The following is a 16,443-nucleotide window of genomic DNA, read 5'->3' as shown; positions in this document are numbered from 1 at the left end:
GGAGTCGCATGAGCACGGGGAGCGCCGCAGCGAAGGGCGCGAAGGTGACCCTCCTCGGGCAGTGGTCCAAGTTCGTCCTCCAGACCGCCAGCACTGTCGTTCTCGCGCGGCTGCTCGCGCCGGACGACTTCGGGCTCTTCGCGATGGTGGTCGCGATCGCGGGCCTCGCGACGCTGCTCGGCGACTTCGGGCTCTCGACCGCCTCCATCCAGGCGAAGGAGATCTCGCAGCACCAGCGCAGCAATCTCCTCTGGCTGAACGTCCTGGTCGGCCTCGTGGTTGCCGCGGTGTTCTTCTCCTGCTCGACGGTCATCGCCGCCTTCTACGCTCGTCCGGAGCTGGCGGACGTCGCCCGGGCGCTCTCGCTCAACTTCGTCCTGCAGTCGGTGACCACGCAGTTCGTCGCCAACGCCTCCCGCAACCTCCGCTTCCGACTGCTGGCCGTGGCGGACGTCAGCGCCCAGGCGGTGGCCTTCGCGACGGCCGTCGTCATCGCCTCGGTCGGCGGGGGTGTCTGGGCACTCGTCCTTCAGCAGCTCACGATCTCGGCAGCGATGCTCATCATCGTCGTCTCGACCTCGCGCTGGGTCCCGAGCCTCCCCCACCGCGCTCCGATGCGCCCGCTGCTGACCTTCGGCCTCAACACGTTCGGTGTCCAGGCCGTCAACTACATCAGCGCCAACGTCGACAACGTGCTCCTCGGCCGTTTCTGGGGACCGCAGGCCCTGGGCTTCTACGACCGCGCGTACCAGCTCTTCCGCCTGCCCGTGCAGCAGATCGCCGCTCCGATGTCACGGGTCGCCCTGCCGATCCTGTCGCGGCATCAGGACGACCTGAGGACCATGAACCGCTACCTCCAGCGCGCGCAGGTCTTCATCGTCTACGTTCTCGGCGCCGCGTTCTTCCTGGCGGCAGCCCTCGCTCCGCCGCTCGTCGAGCTGGTCCTCGGACCGCAGTGGAGCATCTCGGCCTCGCTCTTCGCGATCCTCGCGATCGGCGGGCTCTTCCAGTCGATGGGATACGTCTACTACTGGGCCTTCGTCTCGCTGGGACTCACGGGTCTGCAGCTGCGCTACTCCTTGATCACGCGGACCTTCATGGTGCTTCTGATCGTCGCGGGGGTCCCCTTCGGGTCCACGGGCGTCGCCCTCGCCGTGTCGCTCGGGCTCCTGCTGAACTGGCTCGTCCTGAGCCTGTTCCCCATGCGCCGGACCGGGCTCGACGTGGCGTCTCTTCTGCGCGGAGCCGCGCTCCCGATGCTCGTTCACGCCACCGTGTTCGCCGCGGTCTTCTCGGAGCGCTGGTTCCTCACCGTCCACCTGCTCGCTCCCGTCCAACTCGCCATCGGGGGGGTCACCGGGATCGCGTGCTACGCGATCTGGTTCCTGCTCTGCGCGCCGGTCCGTCGCGGAGTCCACGAGACCGTCGCCGTCGTCAGGAAGGCCCTATGAGCGTCGTCCGCTCCGTCCCCGTCTACAACTGGAACCCGGGCCGGAACACGCTCCCGTTCCTCGAGCGCTATCCGATCGGACCGCGCGTCAACAACTTCGGCGACCTCCTCGGACCGGTCGTCGTCCGCCGGATCCTCCAGGAGCGAGGAGTCGGGCACGCCCTCCGCCGGCCCGGCAGCGGGTCGGTCCTCTCCGTCGGATCCGTGATGCACAAGGGCCGGGACGGGGACATCGTCTGGGGTACCGGAGTGAACGGCAAGGTCGCGCTCTCCACTCACCGTTTCACTCGTCTGGATCTGCGCGCCGTCCGCGGACCGCGATCCCGCGACTGGCTCCGCGAGAACAAGGGACTCGACGCTCCCGCCGTCTACGGGGACCCTGCTCTCCTGCTTCCCGACCTCTTCCCGCGCCTCCGCGCGAGCGCGGCGACCAAGCGATCCGCGCTGGCGGTCGTCCCGAACCTCAACGAGATCGACCGCTTCCGCTCGCACCCTGCTTTCGTGGACCCGCAGCGGCCCCTCTGGGAGGTGCTCGACCGGATCGCGAGCAGCGACGTCGTCGTCGGCTCCTCTCTGCACGCCGTCGTGATCGGCGAGTCGCTCGGGATCCCGGTCGGCCTCATCGCGTCCAGCGCCGAGCCGCCGTTCAAGTACCAGGACTACTTCGAGGGGACAGGACGGACCGGGTCGGAGTACACCCTCTTCGACGATCTCGACTCCGCTGTGGCTCACGCGACGCGGATCCGGCTGCACTCCTAGACGCCCGCTGGCTGCGTGGGATCCGGCGCCCCTGCTGGACGCCTTCCCGATCGACCGCTGGCGGCGCTGAGGACGGGCCGTCAGCGCCGCACTCGGCGCGGTGCCGCCAGCACCGCGTCGAGCAGCTGTGCGAGGTCGGCGGCGCGACGGTGCCAGCCGTACTGCTCCGCGTAGACCGAGCCCTCCCGGTTGGGTCCCGACGCCGCAGCCTCCAGCGCGGACCGCAGCCCGTTCTCTGCGCCCGCAGGGTCGTCGTAGAGCCAGACGCCAGGGGCGGAGCGGGCTCGCAGTGCAGGGGAGGCGGACGAGACGATCCTGAGGCCGGCGGCGAGGTACTCGAAGTACTTCATCGGGCTGCGACCCGCGTTGCCCGGGTCGTCCGAGAGCGGGAGCAGCCCGACGCGGGCGCTCTTCAGCAGCGCGGGCGCCCGGGAGTAGGGCACGGCGCCGAGCAGCTCCACGTTCGCGGGCAGCGTCTCCACGTTCTTCGGGAGCGGACCGGCGAGTCGGAAGGGGACGTCAGGGAACGCCGAGGCGAGCATCCGGACTCCTCCCCAGTCGAAGCGGCGGTCGAGCGCCCCGAGGTAGACGACTCCCGCACGCTCGGCACCGAGACCGTGGAACCGCTCGTACTCGACTCCGTTCTCGAGGACCAGCGTGCGCTCCGGCGCGGCCACTCCCTCGGAGACCGCGCGCAGCACCGGCTCCGACGTGGCGACGAGAGCGTCCGCCCGCTCGAGGAGCTCGATCTCCGCCACCCGCATCCCCGGTTCGAAATGAGCGTCCGTGGGCCGGTAGACGACACGCTTCGGCTGCAGGAGCTCGAGGAGCGGCACGCCCATCAGGGGCTGGTCGACGATGAGGACATCAGGACGCATCGCCCCACTGGGCGCCCGCCAGGGCCGCAGCGGCACCCGCAGAGACGGCGTCCGCATCCGCGCCGGGAGCGATCCCAGTGGGGCGACGGTGAGCGGTTCGGCGTGCACGACGCCCGCCGCGTCCGTGCGTGGACCTCGCAGCGCAAGACCGAAGCGGGCCCGCACGGTGGCGTCCCGCAGGCGCCCCGCGTGCAGGAGCGAGGACGGCGTCGAGACGTGCGTCACCGTGTTCCCGAGGCGCGAGAGCTCGCGAGCCAGGTGGTGGCTCCCCACTCGGAAGACCCCGACCTCGGCGGTGTGGCTCGCGAAGACGATCTTCACGGGCGCCCGACCGGTCCGGAGGCGTCGACGAGGAGGTCGACGAGTCGTCCTCGCTGCATCCGCAGCGCCGACACGGAGTCTCCGACGCGCCTCCAGTAGTCGGACGGGTCCTCCCGCAGCTCAGCGATCTGGTCGCGGATGAGCGAGAGATCGGCGTCGAAGGCGTTGTGCACGAACCGGTCGATCCCGAGGTCGTCGTAGGCACCCCAGCCCTTCCGCTCGTAGCTCAGATGGACACTCGGAACGCCGCTGCGGATGGTCTGGATGCTGCCGTGCAGCCGGACCGAGACCACGACCGCCGGCCGATCCGCGACTCCGCTGCCGACCGCGTCGCGGAGCAGGCGGAATGGCCCGTCGTGGCCGAGCCGCTCGTAGAACTGCGGATCGTTGTTGCCGCGAGCGGTGGCTTGAGCGAGCAGCTCCGACTCCGGATCGCGCGCGAGGGCGTCGATCCGCGACTCGTAGGCGGCACGTCGCGACCGGCTCGAGGACAGCGCGCGGGCGACGATCCCGACGGGCCCGGGAGCTCCGGCCCGCACGACGGTCCTCGGATCGAACTCGTCGGGGAGGCCCAGAAGGGCCATGTCGGGAGCGCGGTGCACGTTCGCGAGGCCGGACAGCTCCTCGACGGAGCGGTCGTCCCGGGCGAAGACCCCGACGGCGCGGGCCAGTCGCGCCGCGATCACACGGCGGGTCCCGAGATTGAGCGGCCCGATGCTCTGCGGAAGGTAGACGAACGGAACGCGGTCGCTGCGCCGGGGCATCTGGACGAAGTTGGTGCACATCATCTTGACGACTTCGACGGGATTCTTGGTGCGGAGGTAGCCGCCCCCCACGCCGACGACGAGGTCGGACCCGGCGATCGCCCGGGCGTAGCCGGCGCTCCGGCGGCCGGAGAGCAGCGCGACCCCACCGCGTCGCAGCGTCTCGAGGCTGCCGATGCTGCCGGCACGGCCGGTGAGGGGGTGCAGGACACTCTCGTAGAGCTCCTCGTCGAAGCTCGCGGGATCGAGGGCGACGAGCGTGATCTCCGCCGTCGGCAGGGCCGAGAGGACCAGCTCCCGCGCCTCCTCGACGAGCAGGCCGTCGCCGGAGTTGGTGGTGCTGTAGGCGTGGACGATCGTGACCCTCACCGCGCGGCCTCCTCGAAGACGCGAGCATGCGCTGCGATGGAGTCCGACCAGTGGAATCGTCGAGCGTTGATCAGACCCCGGCTCCGCAGGTCGTTGCGGAGGGACGGATCGGCGACGATCTCGCGCATGTGATCGGCGATCGCCGTCGCGCCGATGTCGGTGAGCGTCAGCGCCGCGCCGCCCGCCACCTCGGCGAGCGACCCGCGATCGCTGCAGATGACGGGAACGCCGCACGCCATGGCCTCGACGACCGGGAAGCCGAAGCCCTCGTAGGTGGAGGGGAAGCAGAAGGCGAGCGCTCCCCGGAGCAGCGGGACGAGCGCCTCATCCGGTACGCGGCCGAGGTAGCGCACGCCGCGGGTTCCGCGGACCGCCTCGAGGATCGCGTCGCTCTCCCACGCCGGAGCGCCGGACACCAGGAGCGGCACCCCCGTCTCGTCGAAGACCTTCGAGGCGGCTCGGCACAGCTCGATGATGTTCTTGCGGGGGTCGAGGTTGCCCGCGTAGAGGAAGTACGGGCCGTCGATCCCCAGCTCGTCGAGCGCGACGGAGTCCTGGTCGGTGGAGCGGGTGTTGAACGTGTCGTGGTCGATCCCGTGCGGGATGGTGACGATCTTCCCGGCGGCGTCGGGTGCGACAGTCGCGATGTCCCGGGCGGAGGAATCGGAGACCGTGATGATCGTGGTCGAGAGTGCTGCGAGACGCGCGACGCGCAGGCGCCACAACCGGTCGGAGCTCCGGCTGCGCACATCGTCCACGTGGAGTGTCGCCAGCCCGTGGATCGTGCCGACGATCGGGAGGCGGCTCGGAACCAGCGGCCCCGTGTCCGCGGGGAAGTGGAGGACGTCGATCCCGGAGGGGCGGAGCCTCGGCAGCACGAGTCCCTCATAGGCGCCGTAGACGGCGCTGCGGGCTCGGCCCCCCTCGATCGGAGGTCGGGACAGCACGTGCTGCACGCCGTGTCCGGCGAGCCCGCTGTAGACGGTGCGGGCGTATCGGGTGTTGCCGCCGACCTGTCTGTCGAGGACACGGGCGGAGACGAGCACTGTCGTCATGGCTTCCTCCTCCGAGGGGCGGTCGGCAGCAGGCCGAGGTAGAGCCGCTCGAGCATCTGCGACTGGTGCTGCACGGTGTTCAGGGCGAGGGCGTGCTCGGCGGCGGCGACGAGACGGGAACGGGCCGCCGGGTCCTCCAGATCGCCCCAGTACGACGCCACATCGTGGGGGGAGTGCGCGACCAGGGGCAGGCCGAGGCGATCGAAGGCGGGGATGTCCCGCACGACGAGGGCCAGCCCCATGCCGTGCGCCTCCAGAACGGCCATCGGCATCCCCTCCCACTGCGCGCTGTGCAGGTACACGTCGGCATCGCCCAGTCGGCGGAGCGCCTCGTCGCGGCTGAGCCAGCCGGTGACGTGGACGCCGGCCTGGTCGAGGGCGGTGCGGTGACGCCCCTCGCCTCCGCCGATCCACGTCGCGTCGACGGAATGGCCGGCGGCGCGCACGGCCTCCACGGCCTCGGCGAAGAATCGGGGATCCTTGTGCGTCGAGAGCCGACCGGCGCCGACGAGGCGGAGAGGCCTCGGCCCGCCGGGGCGAGTGGCGGGCGGGAGCGAGGCGGGCACCGAGTTGGGGACGTGCACGACCTCCGCCCGGCTGAACGGCCACCGGCTCAGACGGGCCTCGCGAGCTGAGCAGGCGGCGAACACGGTGGTGTTGAAGGCGAGGACGCCCTCGAAGACCCGGAACGCCGCCCGGGCGGGCAGCGGGAGGTCTCGGCGCTCGAAGCCGTAGCAGTGCGGCGTGTAGACGATCGGACGTCGCCGGCCCGCCCGGACCGCGAGGCGCGCGTACGCTCCGCCGAAGCTGGAGTGCGCGTGCACGACAGCGCCCGGCATTCCGGCCAGAACCGTTCGCAGAGCGCGGACTCGGGCGACGTGCCCTGTCGGCAGCGCCGTCACGCCTGCGAACGACGCGAAGGCGCTCTCCGGTACCGGAGAGTCCTCCCGCGGTGAATACACGAGCCTGTGCTGGAAGGCGGGCGTGGCCGCTACGTAGTCGCTGATCGCCGACGCGGTACCTGCGCCGAAGCTCTCCGTCACGTGCACGATCGTGCGCTCGCCTTCGCGCCAGTCCTCAGCGAGTGTGGATCCGCTTGTCAACCGTTCGCGCCCTTCCGGCTTGGCCGAGCCGTGGAAGGCTCCGGTCCCTGTCGATGTCCATCGGACAGGATCCCTCACCGACCACGCGGTCCGTCGGCATGACTCCGTGAGCGATCCTATGTGCTCCCGGCCGACGGTATGAGGTCGAAAGGGGACCACCTCCGGGGGACCGGGACCGTGGTTAGTCTGTAGTCCTACAGAGCTGAACGGAGCTGCTGCAGGAGACGATCGATGATCGATCACGTCGGAGATGAGGCGCGCGATGGCTCGAGGGGGCGCTGCGACCGCGACGACGCGAGAGGGCGCGGCGCGTCTGGATGTCGTCCAGCGGCTTCTGTTCCTCGCCATCGTCTTCATGCCGTTCCAGCAGGCGCTCACCATTCAGGTCGGCTCTCCGCTGAAGATCACCGAGATCGCCGTCATCCTGGCCATCGGCTTCTCCGTGATCACCGTCCAGAAGGACCGGTACACGCCGGTGGGACGGGAGATCGTGCTGGGGCTCGGTGCGCTGGTCGTTCTGGCGACGATCTGGGCATTCCTGTTCAAGCAACCCGAGGTTCCAGCCGCCTACGGCTATGACCTGGGCTTCACCAACGACATGATCCTCTACTGCGGATACGCTCTGCTGGCCCTCGCGGTCTGGTGGTACGTCGGCCACCGACTGGGATTCCAGGACATGGAGCGGGCTCTCTCGATCGCCGTCCGCCTCGCTTTCGTCTTCTGCGCGATCCAGCTGGCCCTCCACCTCGCCGGGGTCCCGCTGCCCGCTCTCCTCAACTCGACGATTCAGATGGGGGCGACCTTCGGCGTCAGCCTGCCGAGGAACGGCCCGTTCCTCGAGGGGAACTACCTCGGTTTCTTCGCCGGGATCGCGCTGTTCGCCTGCCTGCGCCGTCGCGACCGCATCGGAATCGCCGCCGCCGTCGCCTGCCTCGTCTACTCGCAGTCGACGTCGGCACTGATCGCGACCGTCTCTGCGGCGGTCCTCACGGCGACGCTCCGCCCCCAGCGGGGAGTGGGAGTGCAGATCTTCAGCGTCGGCGCGCTGGGCGCGGTGATCGTCCTGCTCGTTCCCGCCCTGCAGCGCTTCGTCCTCGCGCAGCTCTCGAAGCTCGGACTGGGCACAGGCGCCGTCGACGTCGGCACCCGCTCGCTGAACGTCCGATCCCAGTCGTCGAGCACGGGCTTCACCATGGCCGCGGACAATCCGCTGTTCGGAGTCGGACCCGGCCGGTTCGGCGTGTGGAGGACCGACTACTCCCAGGCGGTGGCGGGGCTCACCTCGAACGGCGCCTCTCGCGGTCTCGCGAACAACGTCTACGCCCAGCTCGCTGCCGAGACCGGAGTGATCGCCCTGGCCCTCTTCGCCGTCCTCCTCGTGATGCTGATCGTGCGGGGATATCGGCGCAACGGGACGGCACTGGGTCTGGGGGTCTTCCTCGCCGTCGCTCTGGCCTCCGCCCCCGCGTGGACCGCCTTGACCGTGTGGATCGCGCTGGCGTACGCCGCATCGCTCGCCTCCGAGCCGCTGCCGGCGACGACCTCGATCGCCCGGTCCGGCCTCGACTCGGAGCGACGGGCAGCGGCGGTGTCGCGATCCATGGCGGTGCGTCCGGCGCCGTCCACCGGTCGGCACCGGCAGTTGTCGGATCGACGGTGAGCTCCGCACCCGCGACGACCGAGCTCTCCCTCGATGATGCGGTACACCTCGCACACGCCCTCACCGCGCACCTCTCCTCCACGCACGGGCTCCGCACCCTGTTCATCAAGGGGCCCACCGCCCATGCACAGGGCATCCGCACGAGACGCGTGTCCAGCGATGTCGACGTGCTCGTCCACCCGGCGGACGTCCAGCGCCTCGTCGACCTGCTGGCCGAGCGCGGATGGATCCCCCGGCCCGACCGCCCGGCCCCGCGCGCGTACCCGGTGCACTCCGTGACCCTGTTCCATCCGCAGTGGACCTGCGACATCGACGTGCACGACCGCTACCCCGGATTCTTCGCAGAGCCGGAGGAAGTCCTCGACGTGCTGTGGACGTCGCACCGGACCGTGACGATCGCGCACAGGAGGGTCGCTGTGCCCTCCCCGGTCGCGGGCGCGGTCGTCGTCGCGCTCCACGCGCTGAAGGATCCCCTCCTTGCCCGGAGCACGTCCGAGCTCGAGTCGGTCATCGGGTTCCTCAGGGGCGCGAGCGAATCGGACCGGGAGGCGCTGCTCCTGCTCGTCGAGAGCACCCGCAGCGCCTACCCCCTCCGCCCGGTGCTCCACGCCCTCGGGCTGGACGTGCCGGACGACCTGGCCGTGCACGAGCGCCGGTTGTGGGATCTGCGGGTGGCCGGAACGGGGCGGTCCAGCTATCACTGGGCGCTCGCCTTCGTCGAGGCCACAGGGAAGCGGCGCATCGTGCTGATCGTGTCCGCGCTGACGACCGTGATCGGTCTCACACGCCGGGCGCGCCGGAGGGCTGCGGAGACGGGGATGGTCCGCTTCGATCGGCCGTCGTTGTCAGATCTGCGGGCGTTCCTCGGGCTCGTGCGCTCGCTCGCCGCCGATCGTCGACGCCGTCGCCGAGAGAATGCGACCCACTCGTGACCACCGTCGATCCGGGAGCTCTGGATCACGCCGTGTGGGCGCGATCCGATCAGCTGGCCTTCGTCGAGGACGACGCGCAGGCGGTGCTGCTGAACCTGTTGTCGCCGTTTCCCGTGCCCCTCGTGCTGAAGGGCACGGCGCACGCGATCTGGAGAAGGCTCGAGCATCCGTCCACGACCGTCGAGATCCTCGCGGGGCTCGCCGACGAGTTCGGCGTCCCCCGAGAGGTCCTCGAGGAGGACGTGCTCAGTTTCCTCCTGGAGCTGAGCACAGCAGACGTGGTCCACCGGCTGCCCTCGCGCTGAAGGTGAGACATCGTGCAGCAGTGTGCGCCGTGCGGGGGGTGTGAACGGCGGTCGTGACGGCGGCCTTTCCTCCGTACTGTTCGGGAATGGGAGCATCATCGCGGGATCGAGGACGACGGGCGCTACTGAGCCTGACGGCGGCAGCGGGCGCGGGCGCCGTGACGGCGGTGGCGACGGCCCCCCCGGCGACAGCGGCCAACGCCTTCCCGGACGCACGGCTGGACGGCTTCCGGGACTCGACCGAGTTCCCGGGAGCGACTGCTGAGCAGCGGCTCCGGGCCGCTCTCGACGCGGCTCACGCCCTCACGACCGAGTCCTTCCTCGTCGTCTCCGAGCCCGTCGTGCTGACAGCACCCTTGACGATCGACCTCTCGCGTGTGTCGATGGAGTTCGCCGGAGGCGATGTCGATGCGACGGCGGTGTCGGGATCTGCGCTCGTCCTCACCGCCTCCGAGGCCTCCGACGATGCGCCGCACACGCGCGTGAGCCTGCGCGGACTGCGCCTCACGGGTCCCGGCCGAGCGGCTCCTGGATCCGTCGGCCTCGAGCTGTCCTCGGCGACAGGCGTCCGAGGCGCAGGACTGTACGGAGTGGAGATCATCGGATTCGAGACGGGTGTCCGGTTCGGTCCCGGCGCCGAGCATCTGCGCCTCTTCCACGTGGCCGTGGAGGAGTGCGGCACGGGCGTCCTGGTCGCCGGCACTGCCCCAGGGTCGAATCTCGCGATGGTCGGCGGTTCTGTGCGCTCGTGCACGACGGGACTGTCCTCCGCGTCGACCAGTGGCGAACTGCACACGACGTCGCTGGCCATCAGCGGATGCGATCGCGCGGTCGAGGCTTCAGGGGGTGCCGTCACGCTGCACGCTGCGACCGTCCGCCTGACCCCGGCGAGCACGGTCAGCGCGTTCTCCACCGCTGCGACGACGACGGCCAGGATCAGCATCAACGGCGGCACGGTCTCCGCCGCCGCCCCGCTGGCGGCGGCCACAGTCTTCGAGACGGCTCACAGGAGCTGGGGAGGCGGGATCGTCGTGACGAGCACCTCCTTCCGCAACGTCGCTCCGGCATCGGGCTACCTCGTCGGAGGGACCGGCCTCGTCCGGTTGGCGGACGTCTCGATCCTGGACGAGCCCTCCGTCGTGCCGACCTCGGTTCTCGTCCACCGCGCCGCGAACCGGCTCGTCGATGGAGCCTTCGATCTGGGCACGGTCGCGGACGCGTACCTGGACACTCCGGACGCCACCTCTCGGAGTGCGAGCCCGTCGGCCACGCTCGCCGTCGCGTCAGGGCGGCTCCTGGTCCGGAAGACAGGCACCGGACAGACGAGTCTCTCGTTCGATGTGCTCAGCAGACCCGGGCAGGTCTACGCCGCCGACCTCGTCATCGGACAGGCCGCTGCGAACGGGTCGATGATCGTCTCGGAGTCCTTCGTCACCGTCTCCGGTCGTGACGCCCGCGGCATCCCTGTCACCGTCCGCTCGGAGCCCGTCTCCTCGACGACGCAGTCGATGGCGGCGATGGCCGCGGCACTCCCGTTCCGGGTAAGACCCGCGACCGGCGTGGATCGCCAGGCGCCGTCCTGGGCGTCGCATTTCCGCGTGACCGTCGGCCTGAACGACCCCGCCGCGGGAACGGTCGGCATCGACGACGCGGTCGTCACCGAGATGTGAGGACCGGCCGCTCGCGCGGTGGCCCGATGCGTCAGTGGGCGCCGCCTCCGGGGGCGACGACGGCCTGCACGGTTCTCGCGAGCAGCGCGAGGTCCCCGGTGAACGACCAGTTCTCCACGTAGTAGAGATCCAGTCGGATGGCGTCCTCCCAGGAGAGCGTCGACCGCCCGCTGACCTGCCAGAGCCCGGTCATGCCCGGCTTGACGTTGAGGCGCCGGCGCGCGGCCTCGTCGTAGAGCTCGACTTCTCCCGCCACCTGCGGCCGCGGCCCGACGAGCGACATGTCGCCTCTCAGCACGTTGAAGAGCTGAGGGACCTCGTCGATCGAGTACTTGCGCATGAAGCGTCCGATCGGTGTGATGCGAGGGTCGTCGGTGATCTTGAACAGTGGTGTTCCGGACGTTCCCTGAGCGGCGAGCAGCTCGGCGAGCTGATCATGAGCGTTCACCACCATCGAGCGGAACTTGATCATGCCGAAGGGCTTGCCGTTGATGCCGATCCGCGTCTGGCGATAGAACAGGGGCCCCGAGCTCGTCAGCTTGACGGCCAGTGCGACCGAGGCGATGAGAGGCATCAGCACGGCGATGAGGCTCAGCGATCCGACGATGTCGAGGGCACGCTTGCGCGCCTGCTTGCTGCCCTCGAATCGAGGTGTCTCGATGTGCACGAGAGGAAGGCCCGCCACCGGGCGCATGTGGATCCTCGGTCCGCTGATGTCGGTGAGGCTCGGCGCCATGACCAGGTGCTGGCGCCTCGGCTCGAGACTCCAGCTCAACTGTCGGATCTGCTCGGGTGGCAGGTGGTCGCTGCTCGTGATGATGACGGTATCGGCGCCGGTCCGGTTCAGGATGCCCGGCACCGCATCCACCGTGATGTTCTCGAAGACAGGCACCCCCCACCCGCTCACCCGATCGCTGGCCAGATCCTCGGGGATGCACACGCCGACAACGAGATACCCGGCCCCGGGGGCGCGGACGAGCTCGCGGTAGATGTGCTCGACGCTCCGTGGCGAGCCGACGAGGACGACGGAGGAGGAGTACCGGCCCGCGCTCCGCTGCTGCCGCAGCCACACCCTCCAGGCTCCGCGTCCGAGCCAGAGCAGGACGAGGCCGAGCGGGAGCGCGGTGATGATGTACCCGCGGGCGAAGCCGATCTGGCCGAGGTAGGCGACGCACGTGATCACGGCGAACAGCAGGAGCGTCGCATCGAGGATGCGCTTGTACTCCGTCACCTCTCCGCCGAGGACACGGTCTTCGCGTGTGGCGTAGAACTTCAACAGGGCGGCCCACAGCACCACGATCATCGAGGAGACGATCCAGTAGTTCGCGAGCAGGCCCGCGATCTCCGGCTGATGGCCGGCCACGAACAATTCTCGGCTCTCCACTCCGAACCAGAAGAACTGACTGCTGAAGACCGAGAACACGATGACGAGGACATCGGTGATGACGAGTTTTCTGGCCACTGCTCGGGACCAGGAGCTCCGGCCCTTCTCGGAGGAAGAGCTCTTCGTGGAAGTGGGTGTTTGCAGTTTCACCGTGTGAGCCCTGTCTGCGACTGACCGCTGTTCTCTCGCATAAGCGACCTGCCCTCAGCGTAGTGGTCGGGCGTCGTGCTCCTCCGTCCTGAGCGAAGCTCCGCGCAAAGGCCCCTCCTAGGGGATGCTCTCGGCTATTCCGACTATTCCCCGACGATGAGGACGCGCTCGGACCTCCGTTGTGCGCCGTCGACGACCGCTCGGACGTCGGCGGCGGAGACGTCCCGAGCACGGGGAGTCGAGGTGGTTCGGCGGGTCGGATCCGTCGGGCGGCTCAGGTCTCTCGGCTCGCGCGGTCGGCGCTCGTGCGTCCGGTGCTGATGCGGTGTCGCGGCGTCCCGCCGCTGTCGATGGGGCGTGACGCGCAACGGCAGGAGAAGACTCGGGAGAGGCGCCGCGAGAGCTCGCGAGGGGAGACCGGCGGACGATCGTCGGGCACCGACGGCGGGCACGTCGTCGCCGGCAGGGACGAGCAGGACGCTTCCGCTGCCGGAAACGACGACGGCACACTCGTGCTCATCGAGACGGACAGGTGCTGCGCCGGAGTGCTCCTGGGCGTGGAGCCGAGATCGGCGCATGCGTCTGCGGTCATCGGCTCCGGCCACGGCCGCGGCCAGGCGCCCGTGGTCGGGCGCTCCGGGGGCGAGTGCCACGCCGGCGGACGATCCTGCCTCGACGGGGAGCTGCTCGGAGCCGATGACGAGCCGTGTCACGGCTTCCCGGGGCGCTTCCGCTCTCCGTTCAGGACGTCGCGGATCGCTCGGGTCGTGTCGGGTTCGGGCCGGTGAGCGCGACCGGGGATCGAGGCCCTGTCCCCGTCCGCCCGAGCCGGTCGTCCTGTGAGCGAGGCATCCGCTCGCACGAGCGGGTCCGGTGACGTCCTCCCTCGGTGATCGAGGGGAGGACGTCACCGGACCCGCGAGTCCTGCTCGGGGGGCGCGCCGTCGTCAGGGCGCCCCCTGGTGATCAGCTCAGCCGCAGAGTGCCGCGCCTGCCACGTAGAACGCGCGGATGCCGATGTTCGGCGTCGAGGCCGACGCCACGCTGGTGACGTTCGTGATCGTGACGACGGGGCTGCCGGTGCTGTTGCTGTCCCATGTCCCGGGGTTGCTCAACGGGGTGCGGTAGTACTGGTTGTTGTCGCCGATCACGTTGATCCAGTTGCCGCCGATCTCGACTCCGAGGTCCTTCGCCGTGCGTCCGGCCGGAAGTGCGGTGAGCTGGGTGCCGTCCTGGTCGAACACAGCGGCCGTCGTCGCGAAGATGCGACGCGTCGCGCCGAAGACCTGGGTGTCGGCGGCGACCTGACGCAGCCCGGTGACTGTGGCGAGGACCTGCGTCCACGGCGACCAAGACGCTCCGGCCTCGATGGTCTTCGTCGCCTCCCATGCCGTCCCGTCGGTCGCGACGAGCGACACCCGCCACAGGCTGTCGTCGCTGAACGACACGGCGATGTCGAGGACAGTGCGGCCTCCGGGCGCGGCCGCGAGCGCGACGCCGTCCCAGTCGTACACCGTGCTGCCGCTGGCCGAGAACAGGCGGGCTCCGCGGTCGCCGCCGGCGATGATCAGACCGTCATCCGCCGCGATGCTGGTCATGCCGATGCGGATGGGGGTCGTCGTGTCCCACTCGTAGAAGCCGCCGGAGGGGGCGGTGTGCGAGTAGACGTCGCCGTCCTGGGAGACGACGTAGCTCAGGTAGGTCGCAGACGCAGCCGTGTCACCGACGCCGGTCCACGCGACTGCGAAATCGACCACAGTGGTGACAGCTTCCGGCATCTCGGACTCGACATTGTTGCGACGTCCGCGGAAGGTCGAGGTGCGGGTGCCGCTGGTGCCGTTCACGATCGCTGCGGTGGTCGCATCGGCCACGGGAACGGTCGGCTGGGCCGGATTCACCACGCCTGCTGTCGTGGCCGTGATGGTGCCCGTCTGGCTGACTCCGGCGGTGGCGAAACGCAGACCGTTGAAGCCCTCCAGGAGGAGGCTTCCGCCGGCACCCGTGAACAGCGTGCGAGGTGTGGCCGTGCCGTCGTACCAGCGCAGCGCGGTCGGCAGAGTCACCGTCACCGCGATGCCTGCGGCGGCCGGAACTCCGGAATCGCTCACCTGGAGGTAGGCGTTGAACGGGTTGCAGCTGCTCGTCGTGTAGGAAGTAGTGGCATCGCCACCCTCCTGGTCGACGAAAGCGACCGTGCGCACGGTCACCGGGGCCGATGCGGCGGCGAGCGGCGCACCGATCGCCGCGACGACGACGGGAGTGGTCCATGCGGCCGCCTGCAGGACGGTCCGGCGGCCGGGAACCGCATTGCGAGCCGGAACGGGCGAATCAGAAGGGGACGTGTTCGACATAATATGCCTCTCTGGTTGGACGAATGGCCTGCGGATCTTCAACGAACGACCTGAGCCGTAGACGGCAGACGTTCCCTCGGAAGATCCACTGCTCATGTCGCAGCGTCCCGAGAGTTTTTCCGCGACGATTGATTTCGCGAGAGGGCTGTCCTTCCCGCGGCAGGCCTGAGACTACTGCACACCAAGTAATTCCACGCAACGGGGTTCGACGATCTCGAGACAGATGAGAGAGGCTCCGAAACGGCGGCGGAACGACTATCCGCCTCACTCCGAGGTCGCCCTGTTCTGCCGCAAGAGAGATGATCGATCGACAGGTGAGGCGCAGAGCCGTCTCCCGCTTGTGTTCCTTCTCTCTCCTGGCGGATCGATCGGGCCGTGAGTCCGGCCGGATGAGGCGCTCCGGTGTCGGCTGCCCGGATGCGTCTCCCCGCTCGCTTTCCCGCCCGAGGAACCCCTACAAGGCCGATCGGAGGATGGCCTCTACGGCCTTCGTGATTCCGTCACCAGGCGCGCACGGGCAGGACCGCCTCCCGAGGGCGTCCTCCTCGTTCAGGTGCAGCGTCTCCGTCGGCTGCACGGCCTCGTCGTGATCCGACTGATCGGCCTCACCTCGGCCGGGCGCGGGCTCGTTCGCGGATCCCCGGCGGCGAGAGGAGGATCGCCGGCGCATCCGCAGTCGCTCATCGACCCATCAGGACGTCCGCTCCGTTCCGGCTCCTCCGACGCTGCCGTCGCGTCGTCCGACCTCGGCGCCGGAGCGGCGGCGACGGGCGCCGCTCCGATGGGACTCGGGTCGGGTCCGGTGAGCGGGCGCGTTCCGCCTCCGGCGCAGTCGGGTGCGGGAGGATGATCGGATGGACGACACGGCGGTACGGCGGCTCCTCGAGGGGCTCGCGGGGGCGGAGGCGAGCTTCCCGTTCGGCCCGGGCACGCGGGTGTGGAAGGTCGCCGGGAAGGTCTTCGCGCTCGAGTCGGAGCGCTTCGAGCGCCCCGTCGTGAGCGTCAAGGCGCTGCCCGAGAACGTGGTGCACCTCGTCGCGGGGGTCGAGGGCATCGAGCCCGGGTACCACCTGAACAAGAAGCACTGGGTGACCGTCGATGCGGGCGGGGCGGTGGAGTCCGGGCTGGTGCTGGAGCTGATCGAGGAGTCCCACGCGATCGTCGTCGCCGGACTGCCCAAGCGGCTCCGGCTCGCCCTCGGCGGCACCGCCGCCGGCTCGCTGAACGAGGACCGCTGAACGCCGCCCGCCCGGCGCCGCCCTGCCGCAGCGCCCCCGCCGCGGCAGAGGCTC

General features: G+C 69.9%; 13 protein-coding genes. 7 read left to right on the top strand and 6 right to left on the bottom strand.

Annotated elements, in window-relative coordinates; all coding sequences use genetic code 11:
• Window positions 1–8: 8 nt before the first annotated feature.
• Window positions 9–1,451, top strand: a complete 1,443-nt coding sequence (locus C5C46_RS03845) for a lipopolysaccharide biosynthesis protein (protein ID WP_104225718.1) — start codon at window positions 9–11, stop codon at window positions 1,449–1,451.
• Window positions 1,448–2,209, top strand: a complete 762-nt coding sequence (locus tag C5C46_RS03840) for a polysaccharide pyruvyl transferase family protein (protein ID WP_104225717.1) — start codon at window positions 1,448–1,450, stop codon at window positions 2,207–2,209. The genes C5C46_RS03845 and C5C46_RS03840 overlap by 4 nt, the downstream gene beginning before the upstream one ends.
• A gap of 80 nt (window positions 2,210–2,289) precedes the next feature.
• On the opposite strand, the gene C5C46_RS03835 is transcribed toward C5C46_RS03840, so the two are convergent.
• From C5C46_RS03835 to C5C46_RS03820, 4 genes are read right to left on the bottom strand one after another with little or no spacing between them, the layout of a single operon-like run.
• The gene (locus C5C46_RS03835) at window positions 2,290–3,408 is read right to left on the bottom strand and encodes a glycosyltransferase (RefSeq protein WP_104225716.1); all 1,119 of its coding nucleotides are present in this window, start codon (window positions 3,406–3,408) and stop codon (window positions 2,290–2,292) included.
• Window positions 3,405–4,541, bottom strand: a complete 1,137-nt coding sequence (locus C5C46_RS03830) for a polysaccharide pyruvyl transferase family protein (RefSeq protein ID WP_181136484.1) — start codon at window positions 4,539–4,541, stop codon at window positions 3,405–3,407. The genes C5C46_RS03835 and C5C46_RS03830 overlap by 4 nt, the downstream gene beginning before the upstream one ends.
• Window positions 4,538–5,596, bottom strand: a complete 1,059-nt coding sequence (locus C5C46_RS03825) for a glycosyltransferase family 1 protein (protein WP_104225715.1) — start codon at window positions 5,594–5,596, stop codon at window positions 4,538–4,540. The genes C5C46_RS03830 and C5C46_RS03825 overlap by 4 nt, the downstream gene beginning before the upstream one ends.
• Entirely contained in the window at window positions 5,593–7,047 is a 1,455-nt protein-coding gene (locus tag C5C46_RS03820) for a glycosyltransferase family 4 protein (RefSeq protein WP_258059310.1), read from the bottom strand. The genes C5C46_RS03825 and C5C46_RS03820 overlap by 4 nt, the downstream gene beginning before the upstream one ends.
• On the opposite strand from C5C46_RS03820, the gene C5C46_RS03815 reads away from it, so the two are divergent.
• The 4 genes from C5C46_RS03815 (at window position 6,962) to C5C46_RS03800 (ending at window position 11,266) form a co-directional block, all read left to right on the top strand.
• Window positions 6,962–8,359, top strand: a complete 1,398-nt coding sequence (locus C5C46_RS03815) for an O-antigen ligase (RefSeq protein ID WP_181065640.1) — start codon at window positions 6,962–6,964, stop codon at window positions 8,357–8,359. The genes C5C46_RS03820 and C5C46_RS03815 overlap by 86 nt on opposite strands.
• Complete coding sequence (locus C5C46_RS16540; RefSeq protein WP_181127690.1) at window positions 8,356–9,291, top strand: nucleotidyltransferase family protein; 936 nt, start codon at window positions 8,356–8,358, stop codon at window positions 9,289–9,291. The genes C5C46_RS03815 and C5C46_RS16540 overlap by 4 nt, the downstream gene beginning before the upstream one ends.
• Complete coding sequence (locus C5C46_RS16745) at window positions 9,288–9,596, top strand: PqqD family protein (protein WP_181027179.1); 309 nt, start codon at window positions 9,288–9,290, stop codon at window positions 9,594–9,596. Before C5C46_RS16540 ends, C5C46_RS16745 begins: the two co-directional genes overlap by 4 nt.
• A gap of 167 nt (window positions 9,597–9,763) precedes the next feature.
• Window positions 9,764–11,266, top strand: a complete 1,503-nt coding sequence (locus C5C46_RS03800; protein ID WP_146078929.1) for a hypothetical protein — start codon at window positions 9,764–9,766, stop codon at window positions 11,264–11,266.
• 31 nt (window positions 11,267–11,297) lie between these two features.
• Here the strand turns inward: C5C46_RS03800 and C5C46_RS03795 are convergent, their stop codons facing one another.
• Both C5C46_RS03795 and C5C46_RS03785 read right to left on the bottom strand, forming a co-directional pair.
• Complete coding sequence (locus C5C46_RS03795) at window positions 11,298–12,728, bottom strand: sugar transferase (RefSeq protein WP_258059309.1); 1,431 nt, start codon at window positions 12,726–12,728, stop codon at window positions 11,298–11,300.
• A gap of 1,043 nt (window positions 12,729–13,771) precedes the next feature.
• Window positions 13,772–15,151 carry a hypothetical protein gene (locus C5C46_RS03785; protein ID WP_146078822.1) on the bottom strand — a complete coding sequence of 460 codons (1,380 nt, stop codon included), beginning with the start codon at window positions 15,149–15,151 and terminating at the stop codon, window positions 13,772–13,774.
• A gap of 854 nt (window positions 15,152–16,005) precedes the next feature.
• On the opposite strand from C5C46_RS03785, the gene C5C46_RS03780 reads away from it, so the two are divergent.
• Entirely contained in the window at window positions 16,006–16,389 is a 384-nt protein-coding gene (locus tag C5C46_RS03780; protein WP_104222787.1) for an MmcQ/YjbR family DNA-binding protein, read from the top strand.
• Window positions 16,390–16,443 lie beyond the last annotated feature (54 nt).

The organism is Rathayibacter sp. AY1E6 (assembly GCF_002931115.1).
Classification (GTDB): domain Bacteria; phylum Actinomycetota; class Actinomycetes; order Actinomycetales; family Microbacteriaceae; genus Rathayibacter.
The sequence above is the reverse complement of the archived record's forward strand: the minus strand, read 5'-3'. Positions and strand labels throughout refer to the sequence as shown.